We start from the raw sequence: 20,385 nt of genomic DNA on the forward strand, positions 1-20,385 counted from the left end.
CGTGACCGGTGTGCTGGTACCCCAGGGGGGCCTGATCAAGGTGTTTGCGCCGCAGGCGGGGGTGGTGCAAGGCCTGGCCGCAGTCGAGGGGCAGACCGTCGAGGCGGGCGCGACATTGATGGCACTAGGCAGTGACCTGTATGCCGAGGCCGGTGGCGCGCAGGTCGCCATCAGCCGTTTGATCAAGCGCCGTAACGATAGCCTTGCCGAGGAGATCGCCACTACCCGGGCGCTGCACCTGCAAGAGCTGGAGGGCAAGCGACGGCGCCTGGCCGTGCTGGAAAGCGAGCAGCACAAAGTCGTCACCCAGATGGACATCAGCCGCCAGCGCCTGGGCCTGGCTCAGGGCATCGCCGCACGCTACGCTGACCTGCAGCGCCAGGACTACGTGTCCCGCGACCAGCTTCAGGAAAAGCAGGATGCGGTGCTGGAGGTGCGCCTGCGCAGCGAGGAACTGAGCCGTTCATTGTTGTCGTTGCGCAACGATATTGCGACGTTGCGCGCCGAGCTTGCCGAGTTGCCGTTCAACCAGGGCAAGCAATTGGCTGAGCTTGAGCGGCGCTTGTCGCAGAGCCAGGGCAGCCTGCTGGAAAGCGAAGTCAAACGCCAGGTGGTGATTACCGCGCCGGCCAGTGGCGAAGTGACGGCCATTGGCGTGGTCAATGGCACCCGCGCCGACAGTAACAGGCCGTTGCTGAGCCTCGTGCCCAAGGATGCCCAGCTGTATGCCGAACTCTATGTGCCCAGCCGCTCGGTGGGCTTCGTGCGCCCTGGGGATGCGGTACTGCTGCGTTATCAGGCTTATCCCTATCAGCATTTTGGCCTGGCCCGCGGCACTGTGGCGTCGGTGTCGCGCAGTGCGCTGCCGGCCGATGAAATCATGTCCGTGGGCGGCGTCTCCGAGCAGCAGCGCGAACAGGGCCCGTTGTACCGGGTCAGGGTCACCCTCGAACAACAAAGCATGCTCGGGCGCGGATTGAACGAGCGCTTGCGCTCGGGCATGCAACTGGACGCAGACATCCTGCAGGAGAACATGCCTCTCTATGAGTGGCTGCTTGAACCCCTGCGCGGCATAGGGAAACGCCTTTGAATATTCGCCAATCGCTGGCCTTCGGCATCGGTCGCAAGCTGCCCATGGTGCTCCAGGCCGAAGCCGCCGAGTGCGGCCAGGCCTGCCTGGCGATGATCGCCGGTTACCATGGCCAGCACCACGACCTGTTTTCGCTGCGCCAGAAGCTGTCGCCGTCAATGAAGGGCGCAACCCTCAAGCAACTGATGGCCATGGCCGCTCAGTTGGGCCTGGCCAGCCGGCCGTTGCGCCTGGAGCTGCAAGCGCTGGGGCAGTTGCGATTGCCCTGTGTGCTGCACTGGAACTTCAACCACTTCGTGGTGCTCAAGGAGGTCGGGCCGCGCGGGGTAATCCTGCACGACCCGGGACGCGGGGTGTGCAAACTGTCGTTCGATGAAGTTTCGACGGCGTTCACCGGCGTGGCCCTGGAGCTGTGGCCTCAGGGCGACTTCCAGCCGGGGCCGGCCAACCCACCGCTGCGTTTGCGCCAGCTGCTGGGCCGGGTGCAAGGCTTTGCCGGGGTGCTGAGCCATGTGCTGTTGCTGGCGGCGGCGCTGGAGCTGTGTATTGTGCTCAGCCCGTTTTTTTTGCAAACGGTGATCGACAAGGTGCTGGTCAGCGCCGACCTCGACCTGCTGGCGGTCCTGGCGATCGGTTTTGGCTTGCTGCTGCTGATGCAGCAAACCCTGGCACTGGCCCGCTCCTGGGCCTTGATGTACCTGGGCACCTTGCTCAGCAGCCAATGGCAGATCAATGTATTCAGCCACCTGGTGCGCTTGCCCGTGGCCTTTTTCGAGCGTCGCCACCTGGGCGATATCGTGTCGCGCTTCGGCTCGCTTAAATCGATCCAGCACACCCTGACCACCTCGTTTGTCGAGGCCTTGCTCGATGGCCTGATGACCCTGGTGACCCTGGGCCTGATGTTCGCCTACAGCCCGCTGCTGGCGCTGATCGCCCTGCTGGCCATGGTTATCTATGCACTGGCGCGCTGGGCCTGGTTCGGCCCGTTGCGCCGCGCCAGCGAAGAGCAACTGGTACACGCCGCCCGGCAGCAGAGCTACTTTCTGGAAAGCATGCGCGGGGTGCGCACCATCAAGTTGTTCGGCCATCAGGAGCAGCGCGCCAGCACCTGGGGCAGCTTGCTGGTCGAGGAAATCAACGCCGGCCTGCGCCCGCAGAAACTGGAGTTGGCCTATCGCGCCTTCAACGGCCTGTTGTTTGGCCTGGTGACGTTGCTGGTGATCTGGCTCGGCGCAAGGCTGGTGCTCGAGGGCCAGTTCAGCGCCGGGATGCTTATCGCTTTCAACGCTTACAAGGAGCAGTTCAACAGCCGTGTGGCCGGGCTGATCGACAAGCTGGTCGATGTGCTGATGCTGCGCCTGCATGGCGAGCGCCTGGCCGATATCCTGCTGCAGGTACCCGAACACAGGCAGTTCCCGGCCGCCGGCGACAGCGACGCCGATGAGTGTGTACCGAGCCTTGAAGTACGCCAGCTCAAGTTCCGCTACGGCGAGCATGAACCCTATGTGCTGGATGAGGTGTCGGTGCGCATCGAGGCCGGGGATTCACTGGCGATTGTCGGCCCCTCGGGCGGCGGCAAGACCACCTTGCTCAACGTCATGCTCGGCATCCTCGCGCCCAGCAGCGGCAGCGTGTTGCTCGACGGCGTTGCCATCGATAGCCATAACCTGGACCGCCTGCGGCGGATCAGCGCCACGGTGTTGCAGGACGATGTGCTGTTCGCCGGCTCGATTGCCGACAACATCAGTTTTTTCAGTGCCGAAGCCAACCCGCGCTGGGTCGAGCAGTGTGCGCGCATGGCTGCGGTGCATGATGACATCGCGCAGATGCCCATGGCCTACAACACCCTGGTGGGCGACATGGGCACGGTACTGTCGGGTGGGCAGAAGCAACGCATCCTGCTGGCGCGGGCCCTGTACCGGCGGCCCAAGCTGCTGTTTCTCGATGAAGCCACCAGCCACCTCGACATCGCCAGGGAGGCGGCGGTCAACCAGGCGCTGCAAGCGCTGAACATCACCCGCATCATTGTCGCTCATCGCCCCGATACCATCCGCTCGGCGCGCCGGGTGCTGGCGCTCGACAACGGCCGGGTGGTCTATGACGGACCGCTGATCGAGACGGATGAGCACGCGCCAGCCGAGTCGGGCGAGATTATCCGCGGTGCGGCGTCGTCGTCATGAACCGGCACCTGCTCAGCCTGTGTCTGGCAGGGTTGCTGGCAGCCAGCCTGGCTGCGCCGGGCTGGGCCGCCGAACCGCTTGATGCCTGCCCCGGTCGCGTGCAACTGGACGAGCCGCTGGGGTTGTCCACGGCAGTCGCCATTGCCCTGTGCGCCGATCCTGAGGTGCGCGAAGCCTGGCTGTCGCAGCTGAGCAGCCAGGCCAACCTCGATGCCGAGCACTCGGCGTACTGGCCGACCGCACAAGCCCAGCTCAGCAGCGGGCGGGCGAGCCGCAAGACACGCTATGACAACTTTCCCGAAGCGGACTCAACCTTGAACACCCGCACCAACAGCTATGGCGTGAACCTGAGCTGGGTGCTGTATGACTTTGGCCTGCGGGCGGCGAAAGTGGAGGGGGCCCGCCAGTTGTTGAATGCCGCCGCCAGCAGTCGCGTGGAAAAAATCCAGGCAACGGTGCTTGACACCAGCAAAGCCTTCTACCAGGTCCAGGCCAACGCCGCGTTGCTCGAGGCCAAGCGCAGCGCCGAATCGCTGGCGGCCAACAGCCTCAAGGCGGCCACGGCCAAATACCAGGCCGGGGCCGGCGAGCAGACCGACCGCTTGCAGGCCCAGACCACCCATGAGCAGGCGCAACTCGAACGGGTGCTGGCCGAGGGTGAATACGCGGCGGCCCAGGGTGCCCTGGCCAGCGCGCTCGGGCTGTCACCCTCGGCGCCGCTGAAGCTTACGGCCTTGAACGAGCCAGCGGGGCAGGAGGGCGAGTTCATGGCCAGCGTCGATGCCTTGATGGCGCAAGCCAGGGCCCTGCACCCGGCCATCGAAAAGGCTCGCGCCGAGTGGTCCGCCACCCGCGCCAAGGCAGATCAAGCGCGTGCCGAGGGGCGCCCGAAGGTGTCGCTGTTCAGCAGCTACCAGCAGGAGGACACACCGATCGACCAGGTGTCGACGCGCCAGCAGATCGAGACCTGGAGTGTCGGGGTGCAGATCACCGTGCCGCTCTTCGATGGCTTTCTTAGCCGTCGTCGTGCCCGTGCCGCCGACTACGAAGCCGGTGCCCGCGAGCAGGCGGTGGAGCAGGCCGAGCGCACGGTCGCCCTCAACGTCTGGAAGAGCCGCCAGGCTCTGGATGCGCGCACGCGGGCACTGGCGATCAGCCGTAGTTTTGTCGCCAGCGCCGGGCAATCCCATCAGGTGGCATTGGGGCGTTACAAGGCCGGGGTGGGCAGCATCATCGAGCTGCTCAGGGCACAGAACGATCTGGCCATCGCCGAGCAGCGGCGCGTGGAGTCGCTGGTCAACTGGTACACCGCCCGGTTGCAACTGGCAGCGGATCTGGGGCAGTTGAATGGCGCGTTGTGAGCTTGCCGGTGCATGAAGCCGCTAGTGGTAACGCCCTCGGCAGGCATCCAGCGCGTTCAGCAGGTACTCTTCGGGTATTGAATATCGCTCAAGATCCTCTACAGGCAGCGCCTGGCCTTCGTCAGTTTCCACCAACAGCAGCGCCAGCTGTTTTTGCTGGAAGAAGGCCAGGATGTCGCGAATGTCGCTGTCGCGCTGCAGATGGTCATTGCCGTAAAGGTCAGCACTATAGAAAAAGCCCTGCGCGCCGAGGGCCAACAGCTTGCGGGCGCCGCTGATCGACATGTTCAGCCGTTGATGCAAAAACACGGCGATTTCCAGGTCACGGGTGGGTGAGGCGCAGGCAATGCTGATTCTGGTCATGCTGTATAAATCCTCACGTATGTGCGCTGTCTTCATGACTAGAATCAACCTGCCATTCACCAACCGTGGAGAACCAGGATGAGCAATAAAGCAACCATCTGCCTCTGGTACGACGGCACCGCGCTGGAGGCTGCGACCTTTTACGCGCAAACCTTCCCCGACAGCAAGGTCGGTGCAGTGCATCGGGCGCCGGGCGACTTTCCCTCAGGCAAGGAGGGGGATGTGCTGACCGTGGAGTTTACCGTGTTGGGCATCCCCTGCGTGGGGTTGAACGGCGGGCCGATGTTCCAGCATAACGAGGCGTTCTCGTTCCAGGTCGCGACAGAAGACCAGGCCGAAACCGATCGCTTGTGGAATGCCATTGTCGGCAATGGCGGCCAGGAAAGCGCCTGCGGCTGGTGCAAGGACAAGTGGGGGCTGTCGTGGCAGATCTCGCCACGGGTGCTGGTCGAGGCGGTGACCAGCCCAGACCGTGCTGCGGCCAAGCGCGCCTTCGAGGCGATGATGGGGATGCGCAAGATTGATATTGCGGCGATTGAGGCGGCGGTCAGGGGTTGAACTGTGGGAGCTGGCTTGCCAGCGATCGAGCGCGCAGCGGTCGTAGTCCGGTCAGCACTTGATGTATTGACTGGACTGGCCTCATCGCTGGCAAGCCAGCTCCCACAAGGATCCTATTGCAGCTAACCGCTGTGCCCTCAGAAACCCAAGGTCGCTGACACCAGGTAGGTCCGCGGCGTCGACAAGGTCAACCCCGCTTCGCTGTCATCGGAGGCGCCCGCCGAGGCCCAGTAGCGGTCATCCAGTACGTTCTCGACACCGGCGCGCAGGGTGATGTCCTTGTCATCGACCTTGAAGGCATAGCGTGCACCGAGGTCGTAGCGCTCCCAGCCGTCGATCTGCTTGCTGTTGGCCTGGTCCAGGTATTGCGAGCTGGAATGCAGGCCGCGGGCCGTCAGGGTCAGGCCGGCGAGGGCAGGCACGTCATACTCGGCGCCCAGGCTGACGTTGTACTCCGGCGTTGCCGGGGCGCGGTTGCCGTCGAAGCTGCCGCCGACGGTGTCGGTCAGTTCGCTGTCGATGTACATCACCCCACCCAGCAGGCGAAAGCCCTTGAGCGGTTCGCCAAACACATTGAGCTCGACGCCTTTGTTTTCGCGCTTGCCGTTGGGCCCGAACACCCGGGTGCCGGCATTGGTCTCGTAAGCCGGCTGCTTGATGCGAAAGGCGCTGGCGGTCAGGGCGAAGCTGCCCAGGTCATACTTGGCACCCACCTCCACCTGGCGGCTGATGAACGGTGCAAAGATCTGGTCTTCGTTGATCGAGGTCGACGGGGCGATCTTGCCCTGGCTCAGGCCTTCCATGTAGTTGGCATACAGCGAGAGTTGGTCGGTGAGCTTGAACAGGATGCCGCCCGAGGGCGAGACCTTCTCTTCGTCATAGGCGGTGTCGCCCTTGATGCCATCGCTCCAGTCATCGACCTGGACCCGCTGCCAGCGCGCGCCGAGGGTCAGCAGCAGGCGCTGGTCGAAAAAGCCCAGGGTGTCGGACAGCGCCACGCCGCTGAAGCGGTTCTCGGTATAGACCTTGGGGTCCGAGCGCAGCAGGGGGCCGGGAGTAGGGGTAGGGCGCGGGTTGTAGAGGTTGCTCGGGCGTGCCGCATAACGCCCGCCGCCGTTCTCGAAATCCATGTAGAAGTCGTTGGCGGCGAGGTTGACCTCGTGGCTCACCGGGCCGGTTTCGAACCAGTTGCGCAGGCCGGCGGTGGCGGTGCGCACGTTCTCGTCGCGGGTGAAGTCGCGCGGCTGGACGCTGAAGTCACCGGCATCGTTGGAGACCGGCACGTTGTGGCGGAGGAAGTCATGGTTGCTCTTGCGCGCGCCGACGGCGCCGTAGGCCATCAGCGAGTCGTTGATATCGAATTCGGCGTTCACCGCGCCGAAGGTATCGTTGGTGCGCGCCTTGCTCCAGGCCTGGGCGTAGTTGCGTCGCACCTCCTCGGCATCCGGAACCTTGGCATTGGCGCCGACGATCACCCGCTCCTGGGGCGCATCGGTGTTGCGCTCGGTATGGCCGATATCGGTGGACAGGCGCAGCCGCTCGCCGCGAAAGTCCAGGCCGAGCACGGCCATCTCGCGGTCGACGCTCTGCTGGTCCCATTCGGTGTCGCCCGATTGCTTGACGCCGTTGAAGCGCAGGCCGAACTTGCCGTCCTCACCAAAACGCCGGCCGATGTCCACGGCGCCGCCGACTTGGCTGCCTGAGGCGTAGCTGCCGGTAAACTCGGTGATCGGTTTGTCGCTGGCGCGCTTGGGCACCACGTTGATGCCGCCGCCGACGCTGCCGCGTGGCGAGATGCCGTTGATCAGCTGGCTGGGGCCTTTGATGATGTCGACGCGGTCGGCCATTTCCATGTCGATGGAGTAGGTCGGCAGGATGCCATACAGGCCGTTGTAGGCGACATCGCTGTTGAACAGGCTGAAGCCGCGAATGGTGAACTGCTCGAAGCGCCCGCCAGCCGGGTTGGTGGCGCGCACCGACGGATCGCTGGCGATCAGGTCGCCGAGGGTCCGCGCCTGCTGGCCCTTGATCGCCTCGCGGGTGTAGGTGGTCATGCTGAAGGGGGTTTCCATGAAGTCGCGCGAGCCGAGCAAGCCTTGCGAGCCACGGCGGGCGACCTGGCCACCGGCATAGCGTTGGCCATCGTCGTCAGCGCCGCTGTGGGCACCGAGGATGCTGGTCGGGGCGATTTCCACGGCGTCGCCGCTTTGCGGTGCCGGCACCAGGGTATAGGCGCCTGCCGCCACCGGTTGCAATTGCAGGCCCGAGCCCTGCAGCAGCCGGGCAAACCCTTCATCGACGCTGAAACTGCCGCTCAAGCCGGCACTGCGCTGGCCATTGACCAGGGCCGGGTCCACCGACAGGCTGACCCCGGCCTGGGCGGCAAAACGGGTCAGCGCCGCGCCCAGGTCGCCAGCCGGCACCTGGTAGCTGCGGGTGGCGCTGTCGGCCAGCGCGCACAGCGGGGCCAGCGACGCCAGGCCCAGCATCAGGCACAGGGTCGGGGACGAAAACGAAGACGCCAGGCGCGTTCGGTGGCGTGTCAGTGCGGGCATTGTTGCGCTCTCTTTTGGGTTCACATGCCCTTGATGACAAGCGAGCGAACAAAAGGGGACAGGGCTTTTCGCAAATCATGCCACGCATGACGACGGCGGGTCTGCTCGCTGATCAGGCCGGGACGTACGGGGCGTAGTCCAGGTAACCCTTGGCGCCGCCACCGTAGTAGGTGTCGCGATCGGGCGCGGTCAACGGCCAGCCGTTTTTCAGGCGGGCAACCAGGTCGGGGTTGGCGATGAACGGCTGGCCAAAGCCCGCCAGGTCGATCAAGCCTGCGTCCACCAGGTCCTGGGCACGCTCCAAGGTCATGTCCCCGGCCAGGATCAGCGCGGTCTGGCCCAGTTGCGCCTTGCACTGCGCCAGCAGCTCACGCAGTGCCTGCTCCTGGGCCACCGCGCCTTCGCTGGCGAGGAAGAAGTGGGTCTGGTCCATCACATGCACATAGGCGATGCCGCGTTGACCCATGCCGGCGCAGAGGGCCGAGTAGGTCTCGTCGATTTGCGCGTAGATTGGCATGTCGAACAACTGGCCGTACGGCGAGATGCGGATGCCGACTTTGTCGGCGCCGATGCGCCTGACGACGGCATCGACCACCTCAAAAACGAAGCGCAGGCGGTTTTCCAGGGTGTCTGCGGCGTAACGGTCGCTGCGATCGTTGACCAGCGGGTTGAGGAACTGCTCGATCAAGTATCCGTTGGCGCCGTGGATTTCCACGCCGTCAAAGCCTGCGGCAACGGCGTTGGCGGCGGCCTGGGCGAAGTCTTCGACTACCCGGCCGACTTCTTCAGTGTTCAGCGGGCGCGGTGTCGAGGTCGGGACAAAACCGGGCTCGCCACTGTCGGTATAGCCGAAGGCAATCGCGCCCTGGGCGACCTTGCTGGTGGCGCTGACCGGGGCCTGGCCATCGCGCTGGATCGAGGTGTGCGATACGCGGCCGACATGCCACAGCTGGGCAAAGATCTTGCCACCGACGCTGTGCACCGAGTCGGTCACCAGCTTCCAGCCCTGGACTTGCTGCTCGGTGAAAATGCCCGGGTTGAACAGGTAACCCTGGCCTTCGCGGGAAATTGGCGTGCCTTCGGAGACGATCAAACCGGCGGTGCCGCGTTGGGTGTAATGCAGGGCGATCTGTTCGGTGGCGATGTCTTCGGGGGCGCGTGAGCGAGTCATCGGCGCCATGACGAAACGGTTGCTCAGTTGCAGCGAGCCGAGGTCATAAGGGGCAAACAGGTCATTCATGAGTGGGGCCTCTCGGTGGAATGGCGCCATCCTAGGGTCTTGCGAAAACAGCTACAATCAAGGCAAATGGCAAAACACTATTGCTTTAACAGCAATATGTGCGCCTATACTGGGCGGGTTTCCCGTTGCAGAAGCTGCCCATGCACCTCAAGGCCCACCGCTTTTTCGCCATGGTGGCGGTAACCGGCAGCTTCTCCGCCACCGCCCGGCACTTTCAGGTGCCGGCCTCATCGGTGTCACGCTTCATCGCCGCGCTCGAGCGCGAGGTCGGGCAGCAGTTGCTGTACCGCAACACCCGCGCGGTCAAGTTGACTGACGCCGGCGAGCGCTATTACCTGCAGATTCGCGAAGTGCTGGAGCTGCTGGATGCCGCCGACGAATCGATCAGCGGCAAGACCGGCGACATTCGCGGCCTGGTGCGGATCAACGCGCCGGTGGCCTTCGCCCATTTGCACATCGTCCGGCTGCTCAATGGCTTGCATGAGCAGTACCCGGAGCTGACCGTTGAACTGACGGCCACCGATGCCTATATCGACCCGGTGCAGGAGGGCGCCGACATCACCTTCCGCGTCGGCCACCTGGAGGATTCTGGATTGATCGGGCGGCAGATCTGCACCCAGCGGTATGTGCTGTGCGCAAGCCCCGATTACCTGCACAGATATGGCCAGCCGACGTCCGCGCAGGACCTTCGCCAGCATTGCTGCCTGGTCTACAAAGGCACCGGCGGGGCGCAGCGCTGGCACTTGCGCCGCCCGGGCAGCGATACCGTTGAAGTGGTCGACGTGCACGGGCCGCTGCGCAGCAACAATGCCCAGGTGCTGGTCGAGGCGGCCCTGGCCGGACGGGGCATCGTGTTCTTTCCGTCCTGGCTGTTCAGCAAGCACAGCTTTACCAGCAAGGCTCTGGTGCAACTGCTGCCCGACTGGGAAGGCGCCGTGGAGGCGACGCCGAGCCAGATCCACCTGCTGTCACCGGAAAACCGCCTGCGCTCGCAGAAGGTGCGGCGGGTGTGGGACTACTTTCTCGACGCCATCGGCACGCCGCCGTATTGGGATGACCTGGGCGCTTGAGTCAACCCTTGGCGCGCCAGGTCACTGGCCAATAGTCCTCGTTGATGCTGTCGCAGCGCCACATGGTCCGGCGGTCCTTGAGCTGCATGGCCGTACCGTCGTATTGCCAGATCGAGCTATCGCCGCAGTCCTTGCCCATCTCGCGGAAAATCTTCAACTGGCCGCTGACCGGGTTGAAGCTGATCAACCCGTACAGGTCAGGGGCAAAATCAGCCTCGGGGGCCGCTTTGAGCTCAAGCGGCGTCGCCTGGTAAGGCGCCGTGCGCGAGACGCGGTAGAGGCTGTGGTTGCAGCCGTCCTCGGCACAGCCATAGCGCAGGCGCACCAGGGCGTGAGCCGGGTCCAGGGGGTAGACCTCGGCCTGGGCCTGCCAGTTTTGATGGGGCGCAGCGCTCAGTTCGTCTTTGCTCAAGGCGATCATGTAGTCGCCGATGGCCTGTTGCTCGGCCTCGTTCAAGGCCGGTGCCAGGGTGAAACGCGGCAGTTTGGGAGTGGCCGGGGCTGGCGGCACGCGGCTGTCCGGCTGGTAGCCGGGGCGCACGAATGCGCTGGGGTGGCCGATGCGCCCTTGCACCGAATCCATCAGCAATAGGGCGGCGCTCAAGCCCTGCAGCGATACCCGGCGTTCGCCAAAGTTGCTGTTGGAACTCAGGGTGTCGCTGTTGCGCAGCTCGCGCAGCTTCTCAACGGCGGCGTCGTTTTCCAGATAATAGTACTCACGGCCCTTCGAGCCGTATTTCCAGGGTTCGGTGGGGCGGCCATCGAGGTGAAATTCGTAACGCAGGGCGACGTCGTCGTAGCTGATCGCACTGACCCGGGTGCTGCCTTTGGCGCCGGCTTCGCGAACGATGTACAGGCCCATCCCCGGGTTGTCGGTGCTGCCCGACACCGCGGTGCAGCGGCGGGTGTTGTCGCAGGCTACCCGCCAGTCCTGGAATACCCGGGTCAAGGGCACCTGTTCCGGCGTTGCGGCCAGGGTCAAAGCGGGTAACAGGGTAAGGGCCAGCCAGGTCCATCTTGCTGAAAGCATCGTGCATTGATCCTGCGGTGTCGGTGAAGAGCGGCATGATCGCACCTTGGTGGTAGTCTGGCAGCTGTTTAGGGTCAACCAGAGCCGGAAGCCTTGTGATCTCCATCCGTCCCGTTTTACCCCATGAATGGCCAACCTACCGCGACCTGCGCCTGCAGGCATTGCAGGATTCGCCGGATGCGTTTGGCAGCACCTTCGCAGCAGAGTCGCAACGAACCGATGAAAACTGGGCGGCGCGGATTGCGGCGGCCCATGCCAGTGGCAACGACCGGGCGTTTTTCGCGGTTAATGGCGACGTGGTATGCGGGCTGGTCTGGTGCAAATTGTCCGCCGCCGAGCCGGGTGTGGCTGACATCTATCAGATGTGGGTCGACCCGGCGGCGCGCGGCCTGGGCGCCGGCGGTGCCTTGCTCAAGGCGGCATTGGACTGGGCTACCAGCGTTGCGGTGCGCCGGGTTGGCCTGGGCGTGACCCTCGCCGATAGCCCGGCGATGCGTTTGTACCAGGCCCATGGCTTTCAGCCGATTGGCGCGCCGGAGCCACTGCGCGAGGGTTCCAGCCTGATGTCGCAGGGGATGCAGCGACAGCTGAGCGCTTAATCCTCGAAGCGCCCTGAAGGGTCGCGATCCCGTTCATAGTGCCTGCTGAGCGGGAAGGGCGGCAGCCAGGACTCGCGGCGGATGGTCCAGCTTTCGTAGGTGGGCGTGAGCAGGTCCGGGGCATCCAGCGAGCCGAGGTTCACTTCGACTTCATCGCCTGAGCGGGCGAACACCGACGAGCCGCAACGGGGGCAAAAATGGCGCCCGGCGTAGTCACGGGTTTCGCCTTCGATGCTGAGCGCATCCTCGGGGAAGATCGCCGAAGCGTGAAACAGCGCGCCGTGGTGCTTGCGGCAGTCCAGGCAGTGACAAAGGCCGACCCGGTAGGGGCGTCCCGAGGCTGCAAAGCGCACGTTGCCGCACAGGCAACCGCCGGTGAAGTGGTCCATGGTGCGTCTCCTGTCGCGTATTGCGAGCGCGCTAGCGCAACGCCATGCTGTTATCAAGAAACCTGCGAGGGATCGTAATGGATATTGGACGCTTACTGAAAAAGCGGCAATTGAATGTTCAGGCGCAAACTATCAGCACTTTTCAACGGCCATGCTGCAATCGCCCTACAAGTGCGGCATGAGTTGCTGTTGCCAGCAGACTGAATGCGTTGCGAAACGGTAGCGCTGGCGCTTTTTTATCTCTTCAGTCCCCATATTTCATTTCTACAGTCCACCTCCAGTTCCTCAAGAAAAGCCGCCAGCTGGTCCACCTCAAGTAAGGCGAGTGTCAGCTCAGCGGCGTCTCGCAGAGGCTGCCACTCCTCGTGCTCGAACATCAGCCGGACCCCGCAATCGAATGCTGTCTCGGGTAGTTCGTTGCACATTTCCCAGACCCGCTGCAACGGGGTGCGCACCTGAGCAGGCATTGCGCTGCCGCAGACAGTCAGCGCGTCATGCAACGGCAGCATCTTTACCGACCAGGTTTCACACGCCCGGCAGGGGTGGATGGCATCTTCTTGCGCACTGGCGCTCATGGCCAGAAAGGTCAGCCCTTCAATCGCCTCGCACACCGCCAGCACGCGCTTGTACTCAGCCTGCCCGTACCAGTGCCATAGGGTGGTGGGAAATTCCATTATCAACTCCGTGGTCGCAAGCGACGGAGCCTGCGCTTGCGTAGGCCAAATCATACCCGACGTTTTTCATCCGATCATGTTCGGCCCAAAAGGCAGGATTGAACGCAGGGAAGGCTATGCCACCACTCACCTGGGAACTGTTCACCTACCCATCCTGACCGAGCTGCCCGGCCCAGGTCAGTACCCGGTCATTTCCAGATAGCCCTTGCCGCTCACACTTCCACTAAAGTGCACGGGCCCTTCCCAGTACGGAAAACGCGTAGACATCCACGCGTTCGGCTCCAGCGCATCGACCTGCACATCCACGTCATGCGCCGGCACCTGCACGCGCCAGCGGGTAGGCACCTCGCGGCCGTTTTCCTGCTTGCTCCAGGCCAGCTCCTGCAACTGGATCTGTTCACCCTGCAGTGCCTGGGCGCGACCCTCGGCACTGATCCAGGTACCTGCGCGGTAGGGTGTGCCTTGGGTCTCGCGCACGCGAAACAGCATCAGTTTGGCGCCGCTGTCCAGATGCAGGGAAAACCAGTCCCAGCCCGACTGCCCGGACGCCAGGGGCTGGCTGCTCCATTCGCGGTCGAGCCAGGCACTGCCGGTCACCGCAAGGCGTTGGCCGTCGCGTTCGACCTCGCCGCTGACCCGGTAGAACGGCTGGCTGTAATAGTACGACGCCTGGCCCTTGCCGGATTTTTCGCTGTAGCCCTGGGTGCCATGCAGCACCAGCGGGCCGGTGCTGACCAGGTTCAGGGTGTAGTTGAAGCCCTTGCCGTTGGCGGTCATTTGCAGGCGTGCGAGGTCGTTGCTGCCCTGCAATGACCAATCGTTGATCCAGGCCCGAAACGGCGTGGCTTCGACGCCCGCCTGGCCAATGCCACCGCGTGCCAGGGTTTCGCTGGACTGATGGCCGCCAGGGCCGGTGAGTGCGGCATGGCCCATCCACAGGTTGGGGCTGTTCCAGCCGGTTGTTTCCGGGCCGGGGCGCAGGGCCGAGCGGAACAACGTCCACTGTGCGCCCCAGTCACGTCCCTGGTTGTCCTTGAGGTTGGCGGTGACGTACCACCACTCGATGCGAAAGCCATTGTGGGCCGCGTGGTCGAGGGGGAACACCAGCGAATGGGCGCGCGTCACCTGGCTGAAGGCAGTGGCGTCCTGGCCCAATCCGGCAAAGCTTTTGGGCGTTGGCGCAGGCTGGTCGCAACCGGCCAGCAGCAACAGGCCGATCAACAGGCAGCGGTTACCCTTCATCGGCGAATTGCCTCAGCAGCGCGCTCGGCTGGCGCCGCGCCAGTTGCCACAACGGCCAGGCGCTGGCCAGCAGGCTGGTCAACAGGCCGAGCAGCGCCAGTTGCAGCAGTTGCGCGGCAAATACATGCAGGGGCAGGCGCCAGCCGAAGGCCTGGACATTGACCACCGCCACCAGGCACCAGGCCAGCAACAGCCCCAAGGGGATGGCCAGGAGCACGGTCAGGCTGCTCAGCATCAGGGTTTGGCCCAGTGACAACCACACCAGCTGGGTGCGCCGCACGCCCAGGGCCCAGAGGGGTGCCAACTGGCCCAGGCGGCTCTGGCTCAGGGTCAGCAGGCTGATGAACAGAGCGACGCCCGCCACCCCCAGGGTCAGGCTGTTGAGCGCCGTGGTGGCGGCGAAGGTACGGCTGAAGATCTCGGTAGACCAGCGTTTCAAGCTGGCTTGCTCGACCACGCGGCTGTCGTCCAGGGCGAAGCGTTGTTGCAGGTCGGCTTTGAGCGGCGCAATACCTTCTGGCGCCAGGTTCAGGCTGATAGTGCTCAGCTTTGCCTCTGGCAGGTGCCCGCGCAGCCAGTCGGCATTGACCAGCAGATGCCCCTTGGGGTTGCCATAGTCGGCATAGATGCCGACCACGGTCATGGCTTGGTTCGGTAGCTGCAGGGGGGCGCCCACCTGCACGCCCAGGCGCCGGGCCAGTTGTTCACTGAGCATCACCGCCCGACCGCTGGCCAATTGCGCCCAGGCCTGCGGGCGTTGTTCCAGCAATGGCCAACGCGCAGGGTAGGCGGGGTGATCGATGATGCCCTGGACTTGAACCGGCCACTGCTGCAAGCGTATTTCTGCACGCCAGCTGGGCAGCAGCGTAGTGACGGCCGGTTGCCGGGCGAGCCAGTCAGTGATTTGCAGGGCTTGTGTCGTGTCCTGCGGGGTGAGGTAAAGATCGGCTGAAAGGCGCTGGTCGAGCCAAGCGCTGAAGGTCTTGCGAAAGCCCTCGGTCATGCTGCCCACGCCGACGCTGGCGGCCAATGCCAACAGTAGCGCCATCAGCGCCAGGCTCAGGGCAGGGAGCTGCTGGCGGCTGTCGGCGACAAACCACTGCGCCAACGGCCCGCGACACAGGCGTGCCAGCCAGGCCAGCGCGCCATCGAGCAGGGCGGGCAACAGCAACGCTGCCGCCAGAAGCAATGTGGCGAGCAGGAGCAAGGCACTGGCCAAGCTGTTGCCCCATTGCCAGCAGCCCAGCGCAACCGCCAGCAACAGCCCGGCCGCCAGCGCCTGGCGGCGCAACCAGGGCCCTTGGGCCAGGCGCCAGGCTTGCGGCTGCGCCAGGGCCAGCAACGGCAAACGGGCGGCGCGCAGCACGCTGCTCACACCTGCGAGCAAGGCACCGAAGACACTCACCACGACCCCCGCCAGCCACCACCAGGCCGGCAGGTTCAGTTGCCCGGCCACCTGGGCGCCGTACAGGCCGCGCAAGCTGGCGGCGACATCAGGTAGCAACAGGGCGGCCAGGCCATAACCGCTGGCGACCCCGGCCAGGCCGCCGAGTACGGCGAAAACACCCAGCTCCAGTACCAGGGCGATCAACAGGGTGTTCAAGCTGATGCCGCAGGCGCGCAGGTTACGAATCAGGCCGCGGCGCTGTTCGAGGGCCAGGCCGATGGCGGCGTGGGCGATGAACAGCCCGACGACGAAAGCCAGCAGGCCGAGGGCGGTGAGGTTGAGGTGAAAGCTGTCGGTCAGACGCTGCAGGTCGCCGTCGTCGCTGGGCGCGTGCAGGGTCAGGCGCTCGGCGAATGCTGCCGGCAAGGGCCTGGCCTCATCGCCCACCAGCAATCGCGACAATTGCCCTGGCGCGTGCAACAACGCTTGTGCATGGCCGATATCCACCACGATCACGCCCGGTGCCAACTGCGGCTGCACCACCAGGGGCGGTAACACCTGACCATCACTGCTGGTAGCTCGCCCGGTGGCATCCACACCCAGTTGTCGCAACGTATCGGGGCCTACCCAGGCTTGCCCCGGCATGCCAATGAATGCCTGCAGGTCGAACCCTTGCAGCGAGGTGCCGGCAACGGTCATTGCCGCTGGCAGGCTCAGCGGCTCAATGCCGATCAGGCGCACCGTCAGCGGCTGCTCGCCGGCAAAGCGCAGGCGACCCTCCAGCACCGGCGACAGCTGCCAGCCGAGCTTGCGCAGTTGCAGATACAGCGATTGATCGAAGCGCTCACCGCTACGGGCCACCAGCTGCGCTTGCGCAGGGCCGGCCAGCACCGCACTGGCGCGGGCGTAGTCGGCCCGGGCCTGACTGTTGAGTGCCTGCACCCCGGTCCACAGGGCGGTGGCCAGCCACAGGCCGGTAAAGATGCTGAAAAACTGCAAGCGATGGCGCCGCCAATGGCTCAGCAGTGCCTGCAGGGCAATCAGCAGCGGGCTCATCACAGCGCCTCGCGCTGTATACGCCCGGCATGCAGGACGCAGCGCTGCTCCAGGCGCGCAGCCTGGCGCGGGCTGTGGGTGACCATCAGCAGGCTGCTGCCGGCCTCGCCGACCAGTTGCAGCATCAGCGTCAGTACCTCATCGCTGCTGGCTTCGTCGAGGCTGCCGGTGGGTTCATCAGCCAGCACCAGTGGCGGGCGGGCAGCCAGTGCGCGGCCAATGGCAACCCGCTGCTGCTGGCCGCCGGAGAGTTGCTCCGGGTAGCGCTGCAGCAGGCTGGCGAGGTCAAGGCGGGTGGTCAGGTAGTCCAGCCAGTGCTGCTCACAGCGCGCCGCCAGCCTGGCCTGAAAGGCAAGATTGGCCGCCACATCGAGGCTGCTGATCAGGTTGTACTGTTGGAACACCAGGCCGATGCCTTCCCGCCGCCAGCGTGCCAGGGCGGCTTCTGAACGTCCGTCCAGGGGCTGGCCGTCGATCAGGATGCGCCCGCTGTCGGCACGATCGAGGCCGGCGACCAAGTGCAGCAGGGTGCTCTTGCCGCTGCCGGACTCGCCCATCAACGCCAGGCTGCTGCCTTGAGCCAGGTGCAAGTCGACGCCTTGCAGCACCGGTAGCGGGCCTTGGGCGGTGCTGAAGGACTTGTGCAGGTGTTCGATGACCAGCATTGGACGGTTGTTCCTTGCAAACGCGGACCTGGGTACAGGAATAGCAGTGTTGCCGGGCTTTGCACGAATCACGGTAGGCACCGGCTGGGTTGCGACCGCTTCGCGTTCGATCGCTGGCAAGCTGCTCCCACAGGATTTGGAGTGGTCATGCACCGATGTTTTCGGGCACGATAGCGCGGACTCAATCGCGAGCGTTGTACATGAAACATGAACTCTGGATGGAACCGGATGACTGTCAAACCTTCTGCCTGGCCGGGCCCCGCGGTGACAACGCGCGGGCGCTGATGGGCGCCGGCTCAAGGCTTGTGTGGGAAGTCGAAGCTGACAGTTATTTCGATGCAATGAGCCAATACTATGCCTACATGGATTGGGGAGAGTACCGAAGCGACTATCCCCAGCAGGATAAAACCTCCTACAAAGCGCTTGGCTGGTGCGACCAGGACCAGCCCTGTCAACGCGAGCCGGCATGAACAATCTCCTCGCCAGACTGATCCGCGATTACCAGGCAAGTGTCAGCGCCGCTGTCGAACTCATGCAACGCTCAGGCATCCCGAGACCCTCGAGCGCTATGGCGTGGGTGACGATGGATATCCCCCATCGCGGCGAGCTTGATGGCGGCGTTGGTTACTTCAAGCACGGTTACGGCTGTGCGGTTCACTTGCCCACCGGCTCCGTCGACTTCGACTTTGGCGAGCAGGGTGAGCTCGATGGCTTCGACCTGTGGCGGCTCGCCGGCTTTGCTGAGGGCAGGCTGCCTTCGTACGGCTTTGCCGATGAGGATGCACTCAAGGCCTGCTTCAACGCCGAAATAGCGGCCGGTAGCCTAGTGAGTTCGGGCTATATCCTGTTTTACCTGGCGAAAGACCGCTGAGCCAGGTTCGCCGGTCAGGACGTTGCCAGGCAACGGCTGATCAGCTCGCGCAGCCAGCACCGAGGCGAGGAACATGAAGTGCGGCACCGACAGCACGCCCCGCTCGGCGGTGATGCCTGTGCCTTGTGGTATCGGGCCTGTATCGTCAGGTGTTTTTAGCGCTCGCTAAAAAGTACGCCACCAGCGCATTGGCATGGCCATGGCCCATACCATGTTCGGCTTTGAGCCAGTTGACCATTTCCATGTGCTTCTTGTCGTTGACCGTGCCAAGTTGGTTCAGCCAGTGGCTGATGGGCTGGCCGTACTTTTTCTCGATGGAGGGGAAGTACGAAGCTGGCCCTTTTACTTTTGTTTCTTCGCTCATGACGCGTGCTTCCTTTTACGTGGATGGAATGGGATGTGACCGAGCTCATCCTCTCGACTCGGCCACCAGCAACAAGGATTGCGGCAGCGGGTTTTGCGGATGCTGCGGCTCCTGCAGGGCGATCAGCCTGAACCCCGCCATGTCCAGGGCATTGATCCAGCTGGACAAGGTGCGCAAGTACCAGGGCATGGGGTGCCATTGGCCCTGAAAACCGGCAAAGGTCTCTTGCCGCCAACCGTCCTGATAGTCGCCTGCAGCGGCCGTCCACGGGTGCAGGGTCTGGATCACCAGGGCGCCGCCGGGGGCGAGCAGGGCGTTCATGGCGCCGAGCAGGGGGATGATGTCCTGGTGCAGCAGGGCGAAGTTGGCGCAGATCAGGTTGTAGTCGCGGCCAATATCTACCTGCGCTTGTGCCAGTGCCTGGTAGCTTGCCAGGTGTACCTGGGCAGCGCCCGCCGCCCGCGCCGCTTCCACCAGGGTCGGGTCGCCATCGACGCCCACGGCATCGATGCCGCGCTTGGCCAGCGCCCGCAACAACCAGCCTTCACCACAGCCGAGGTCCAGCACGCGTTCGGGCTGGCGGCCGAGCACGGCCAGCAGAATGGCCTGATCGGTAACCTTCAGGCGGCTTTCGATGGCGCCGCTGCGGATGGCTTTGATCCAGGCTCGGGCGTTGTGTTGCCAGCTTTGCAAAAGTTCGGTTTCAGGGGCGGGCATTGCGCTCTCCAGTGCGGCGGTACCTGCCCAGTCTAGGCAAACGACCCGGTGCGCACCTCCCCGTTAAGCACATAACGTGCAACCAGCACTCCGCTTGGCGTGCTGCTCGATTGCGCCAGGTTAAATGCCGACGCGTGTGCCTGGTCATCGAACCAGCGCTTGCCACACCCGAGGATGATCGGGTGGATCAACGAGTTTGCGCATGGTCTGCTCCTGATGGGGTGGGTTGAGGGCATGCCTGACCATAGTCGAACCAGGCGCGGCGAAATCGACAGTGCGCTGATCATCTGTGTACTATCGCCGCCAGGCCAATGCTGCCTGCCGCTCGCGCCCTCAGGGCATGGTGAAAGCATGTGAACAACTCCCGAACCCTGTCGCTTTTCTTGCAGTCGAGGTTTGGCAACGCGAGCACCTTGTGGCCTCGACTCCAGGAGGAACGATGATTTCACTCGAACAGGCCAAACAGATGGCCAAGCGTCTGCGCGTGTCGCTGCAAGCGCAGAGCCTGCAGCTTTCACATTCAGGCGCGCTGGAGCTGGTGGCGCAGCAGCTGGGTTATAAAGACTGGAACACCGCCGCTGCGTTGTTGCCCCCGGACAGCCCGGCAGCGGCGATCCGCTTCGACAAGCCCATCCCCATTTTGCGCAGTTTCGATGAAACCAAGGCCCGCGAATTCTATTTGGGTTTCCTGGGTTTCAGCGTCGAGTTCGAGCACCGTTTCGAGGCTGACCTGCCGCTGTACCTGGGCATCAGCCGCGATGGCCTGCAGTTGCACCTGTCCGAGCATCACGGTGATGCCAGCCCAGGCGCAACGATCTTCGTGCCCATGCACAATATCGAGCCACTGCGCGACGAGCTGCAGGCCAAGCGCTACGGCTATGGCCGGCCGGATATTGTCGAGCAGGGCTGGGGCAAGGTGCTGGAAGTCTATGACCCGTTTGGCAACCGGATCCGCTTCTGCCAGAGCTGATGAG

20 protein-coding genes are annotated in these 20,385 nt (G+C 64.2%); 9 read left to right on the plus strand and 11 right to left on the minus strand.

The genetic code is table 11. The annotated features are described in order from the left end of the window. From UW3_RS27475 to UW3_RS0121735, 3 genes are all read left to right on the plus strand, one after another. The coding region (locus UW3_RS27475) for an HlyD family secretion protein (protein WP_420220032.1) at positions 1–1,090 on the plus strand (1,090 nt) is incomplete at its 5' end. Positions 1,091–1,134: 44 nt separating this feature from the next. After that, on the plus strand, positions 1,135–3,270 hold the full coding sequence (locus UW3_RS0121730; RefSeq protein WP_420220033.1) for a peptidase domain-containing ABC transporter: 2,136 nt from the start codon (positions 1,135–1,137) through the stop codon (positions 3,268–3,270). Then, the gene (locus UW3_RS0121735; protein ID WP_010225608.1) at positions 3,267–4,631 is read left to right on the plus strand and encodes a TolC family protein; all 1,365 of its coding nucleotides are present in this window, start codon (positions 3,267–3,269) and stop codon (positions 4,629–4,631) included. Before UW3_RS0121730 ends, UW3_RS0121735 begins: the two co-directional genes overlap by 4 nt. 21 nt (positions 4,632–4,652) lie before the next feature. Here UW3_RS0121735 and UW3_RS0121740 read toward each other — a convergent pair whose 3' ends face one another. Next, on the minus strand, positions 4,653–4,994 hold the full coding sequence (locus tag UW3_RS0121740) for a hypothetical protein (RefSeq protein ID WP_010225609.1): 342 nt from the start codon (positions 4,992–4,994) through the stop codon (positions 4,653–4,655). 78 nt (positions 4,995–5,072) lie between these two features. Between UW3_RS0121740 and UW3_RS0121745 the strand changes: the two genes are divergently transcribed. Continuing rightward, positions 5,073–5,552 (plus strand): VOC family protein, encoded by a 480-nt coding sequence (locus UW3_RS0121745; RefSeq protein WP_010225610.1) that lies wholly within the window; start codon positions 5,073–5,075, stop codon positions 5,550–5,552. 137 nt (positions 5,553–5,689) lie between these two features. Here the strand turns inward: UW3_RS0121745 and UW3_RS0121750 are convergent, their stop codons facing one another. Next, positions 5,690–8,107 (minus strand): TonB-dependent receptor, encoded by a 2,418-nt coding sequence (locus UW3_RS0121750; protein WP_010225612.1) that lies wholly within the window; start codon positions 8,105–8,107, stop codon positions 5,690–5,692. Positions 8,108–8,219: 112 nt separating this feature from the next. Next, positions 8,220–9,347: an alkene reductase gene (locus tag UW3_RS0121755; protein WP_010225614.1), complete on the minus strand. Its 1,128-nt coding sequence runs from the start codon at positions 9,345–9,347 to the stop codon at positions 8,220–8,222. Positions 9,348–9,487: 140 nt separating this feature from the next. Here UW3_RS0121755 and UW3_RS0121760 point away from each other — a divergent pair, with 140 nt between their 5' ends. Continuing rightward, positions 9,488–10,417 (plus strand): LysR family transcriptional regulator, encoded by a 930-nt coding sequence (locus tag UW3_RS0121760; RefSeq protein ID WP_010225615.1) that lies wholly within the window; start codon positions 9,488–9,490, stop codon positions 10,415–10,417. A gap of 1 nt (position 10,418) precedes the next feature. Here the strand turns inward: UW3_RS0121760 and UW3_RS0121765 are convergent, their stop codons facing one another. Beyond that, entirely contained in the window at positions 10,419–11,447 is a 1,029-nt protein-coding gene (locus UW3_RS0121765; protein ID WP_010225617.1) for a DUF1176 domain-containing protein, read from the minus strand. Positions 11,448–11,542: 95 nt separating this feature from the next. Between UW3_RS0121765 and UW3_RS0121770 the strand changes: the two genes are divergently transcribed. Then, the gene (locus UW3_RS0121770; RefSeq protein WP_010225619.1) at positions 11,543–12,046 is read left to right on the plus strand and encodes a GNAT family N-acetyltransferase; all 504 of its coding nucleotides are present in this window, start codon (positions 11,543–11,545) and stop codon (positions 12,044–12,046) included. Here UW3_RS0121770 and UW3_RS0121775 read toward each other — a convergent pair. The 5 genes from UW3_RS0121775 to UW3_RS0121795 all read right to left on the minus strand — a co-directional run bounded on the left by UW3_RS0121775 (position 12,043) and on the right by UW3_RS0121795 (position 17,459). Further along, positions 12,043–12,435 carry a GFA family protein gene (locus tag UW3_RS0121775; protein ID WP_010225621.1) on the minus strand — a complete coding sequence of 131 codons (393 nt, stop codon included), beginning with the start codon at positions 12,433–12,435 and terminating at the stop codon, positions 12,043–12,045. The genes UW3_RS0121770 and UW3_RS0121775 overlap by 4 nt on opposite strands. Positions 12,436–12,671: 236 nt before the next feature. Next, positions 12,672–13,109 (minus strand): hypothetical protein, encoded by a 438-nt coding sequence (locus UW3_RS27480; RefSeq protein ID WP_148276809.1) that lies wholly within the window; start codon positions 13,107–13,109, stop codon positions 12,672–12,674. A gap of 177 nt (positions 13,110–13,286) precedes the next feature. Next, positions 13,287–14,351 (minus strand): lipocalin-like domain-containing protein, encoded by a 1,065-nt coding sequence (locus tag UW3_RS0121785; protein ID WP_010225625.1) that lies wholly within the window; start codon positions 14,349–14,351, stop codon positions 13,287–13,289. After that, positions 14,341–16,794, minus strand: a complete 2,454-nt coding sequence (locus tag UW3_RS0121790) for an ABC transporter permease (protein WP_010225626.1) — start codon at positions 16,792–16,794, stop codon at positions 14,341–14,343. Before UW3_RS0121790 ends, UW3_RS0121785 begins: the two co-directional genes overlap by 11 nt. Continuing rightward, the gene (locus tag UW3_RS0121795; RefSeq protein WP_010225627.1) at positions 16,794–17,459 is read right to left on the minus strand and encodes an ABC transporter ATP-binding protein; all 666 of its coding nucleotides are present in this window, start codon (positions 17,457–17,459) and stop codon (positions 16,794–16,796) included. Before UW3_RS0121795 ends, UW3_RS0121790 begins: the two co-directional genes overlap by 1 nt. 200 nt (positions 17,460–17,659) lie before the next feature. On the opposite strand from UW3_RS0121795, the gene UW3_RS0121800 reads away from it, so the two are divergent. Together UW3_RS0121800 and UW3_RS27485 are read left to right on the plus strand one after the other, a co-directional pair. Further along, on the plus strand, positions 17,660–17,929 hold the full coding sequence (locus UW3_RS0121800) for a hypothetical protein (protein WP_036996113.1): 270 nt from the start codon (positions 17,660–17,662) through the stop codon (positions 17,927–17,929). After that, complete coding sequence (locus tag UW3_RS27485) at positions 17,926–18,330, plus strand: DUF6896 domain-containing protein (RefSeq protein WP_036996090.1); 405 nt, start codon at positions 17,926–17,928, stop codon at positions 18,328–18,330. Before UW3_RS0121800 ends, UW3_RS27485 begins: the two co-directional genes overlap by 4 nt. A 145-nt stretch (positions 18,331–18,475) precedes the next feature. On the opposite strand, the gene UW3_RS0121810 is transcribed toward UW3_RS27485, so the two are convergent. Together UW3_RS0121810 and UW3_RS0121815 are read right to left on the minus strand one after the other, a co-directional pair. Next, positions 18,476–18,694, minus strand: coding sequence for a DUF4287 domain-containing protein (locus tag UW3_RS0121810; protein WP_010225630.1), 219 nt, complete (start codon positions 18,692–18,694; stop codon positions 18,476–18,478). 45 nt (positions 18,695–18,739) lie between these two features. Beyond that, a complete protein-coding gene (locus UW3_RS0121815; RefSeq protein WP_010225631.1) occupies positions 18,740–19,411 on the minus strand; it encodes a class I SAM-dependent methyltransferase in 672 nt (223 codons plus the stop codon). Between the two features lie 439 nt (positions 19,412–19,850). Between UW3_RS0121815 and UW3_RS0121820 the strand changes: the two genes are divergently transcribed. Further along, positions 19,851–20,381, plus strand: coding sequence for a glyoxalase superfamily protein (locus tag UW3_RS0121820; RefSeq protein WP_010225633.1), 531 nt, complete (start codon positions 19,851–19,853; stop codon positions 20,379–20,381). Positions 20,382–20,385: the final 4 nt, after the last annotated feature.

Source organism: Pseudomonas donghuensis (assembly GCF_000259195.1).
GTDB classification, from domain to species: domain Bacteria; phylum Pseudomonadota; class Gammaproteobacteria; order Pseudomonadales; family Pseudomonadaceae; genus Aquipseudomonas; species Aquipseudomonas donghuensis.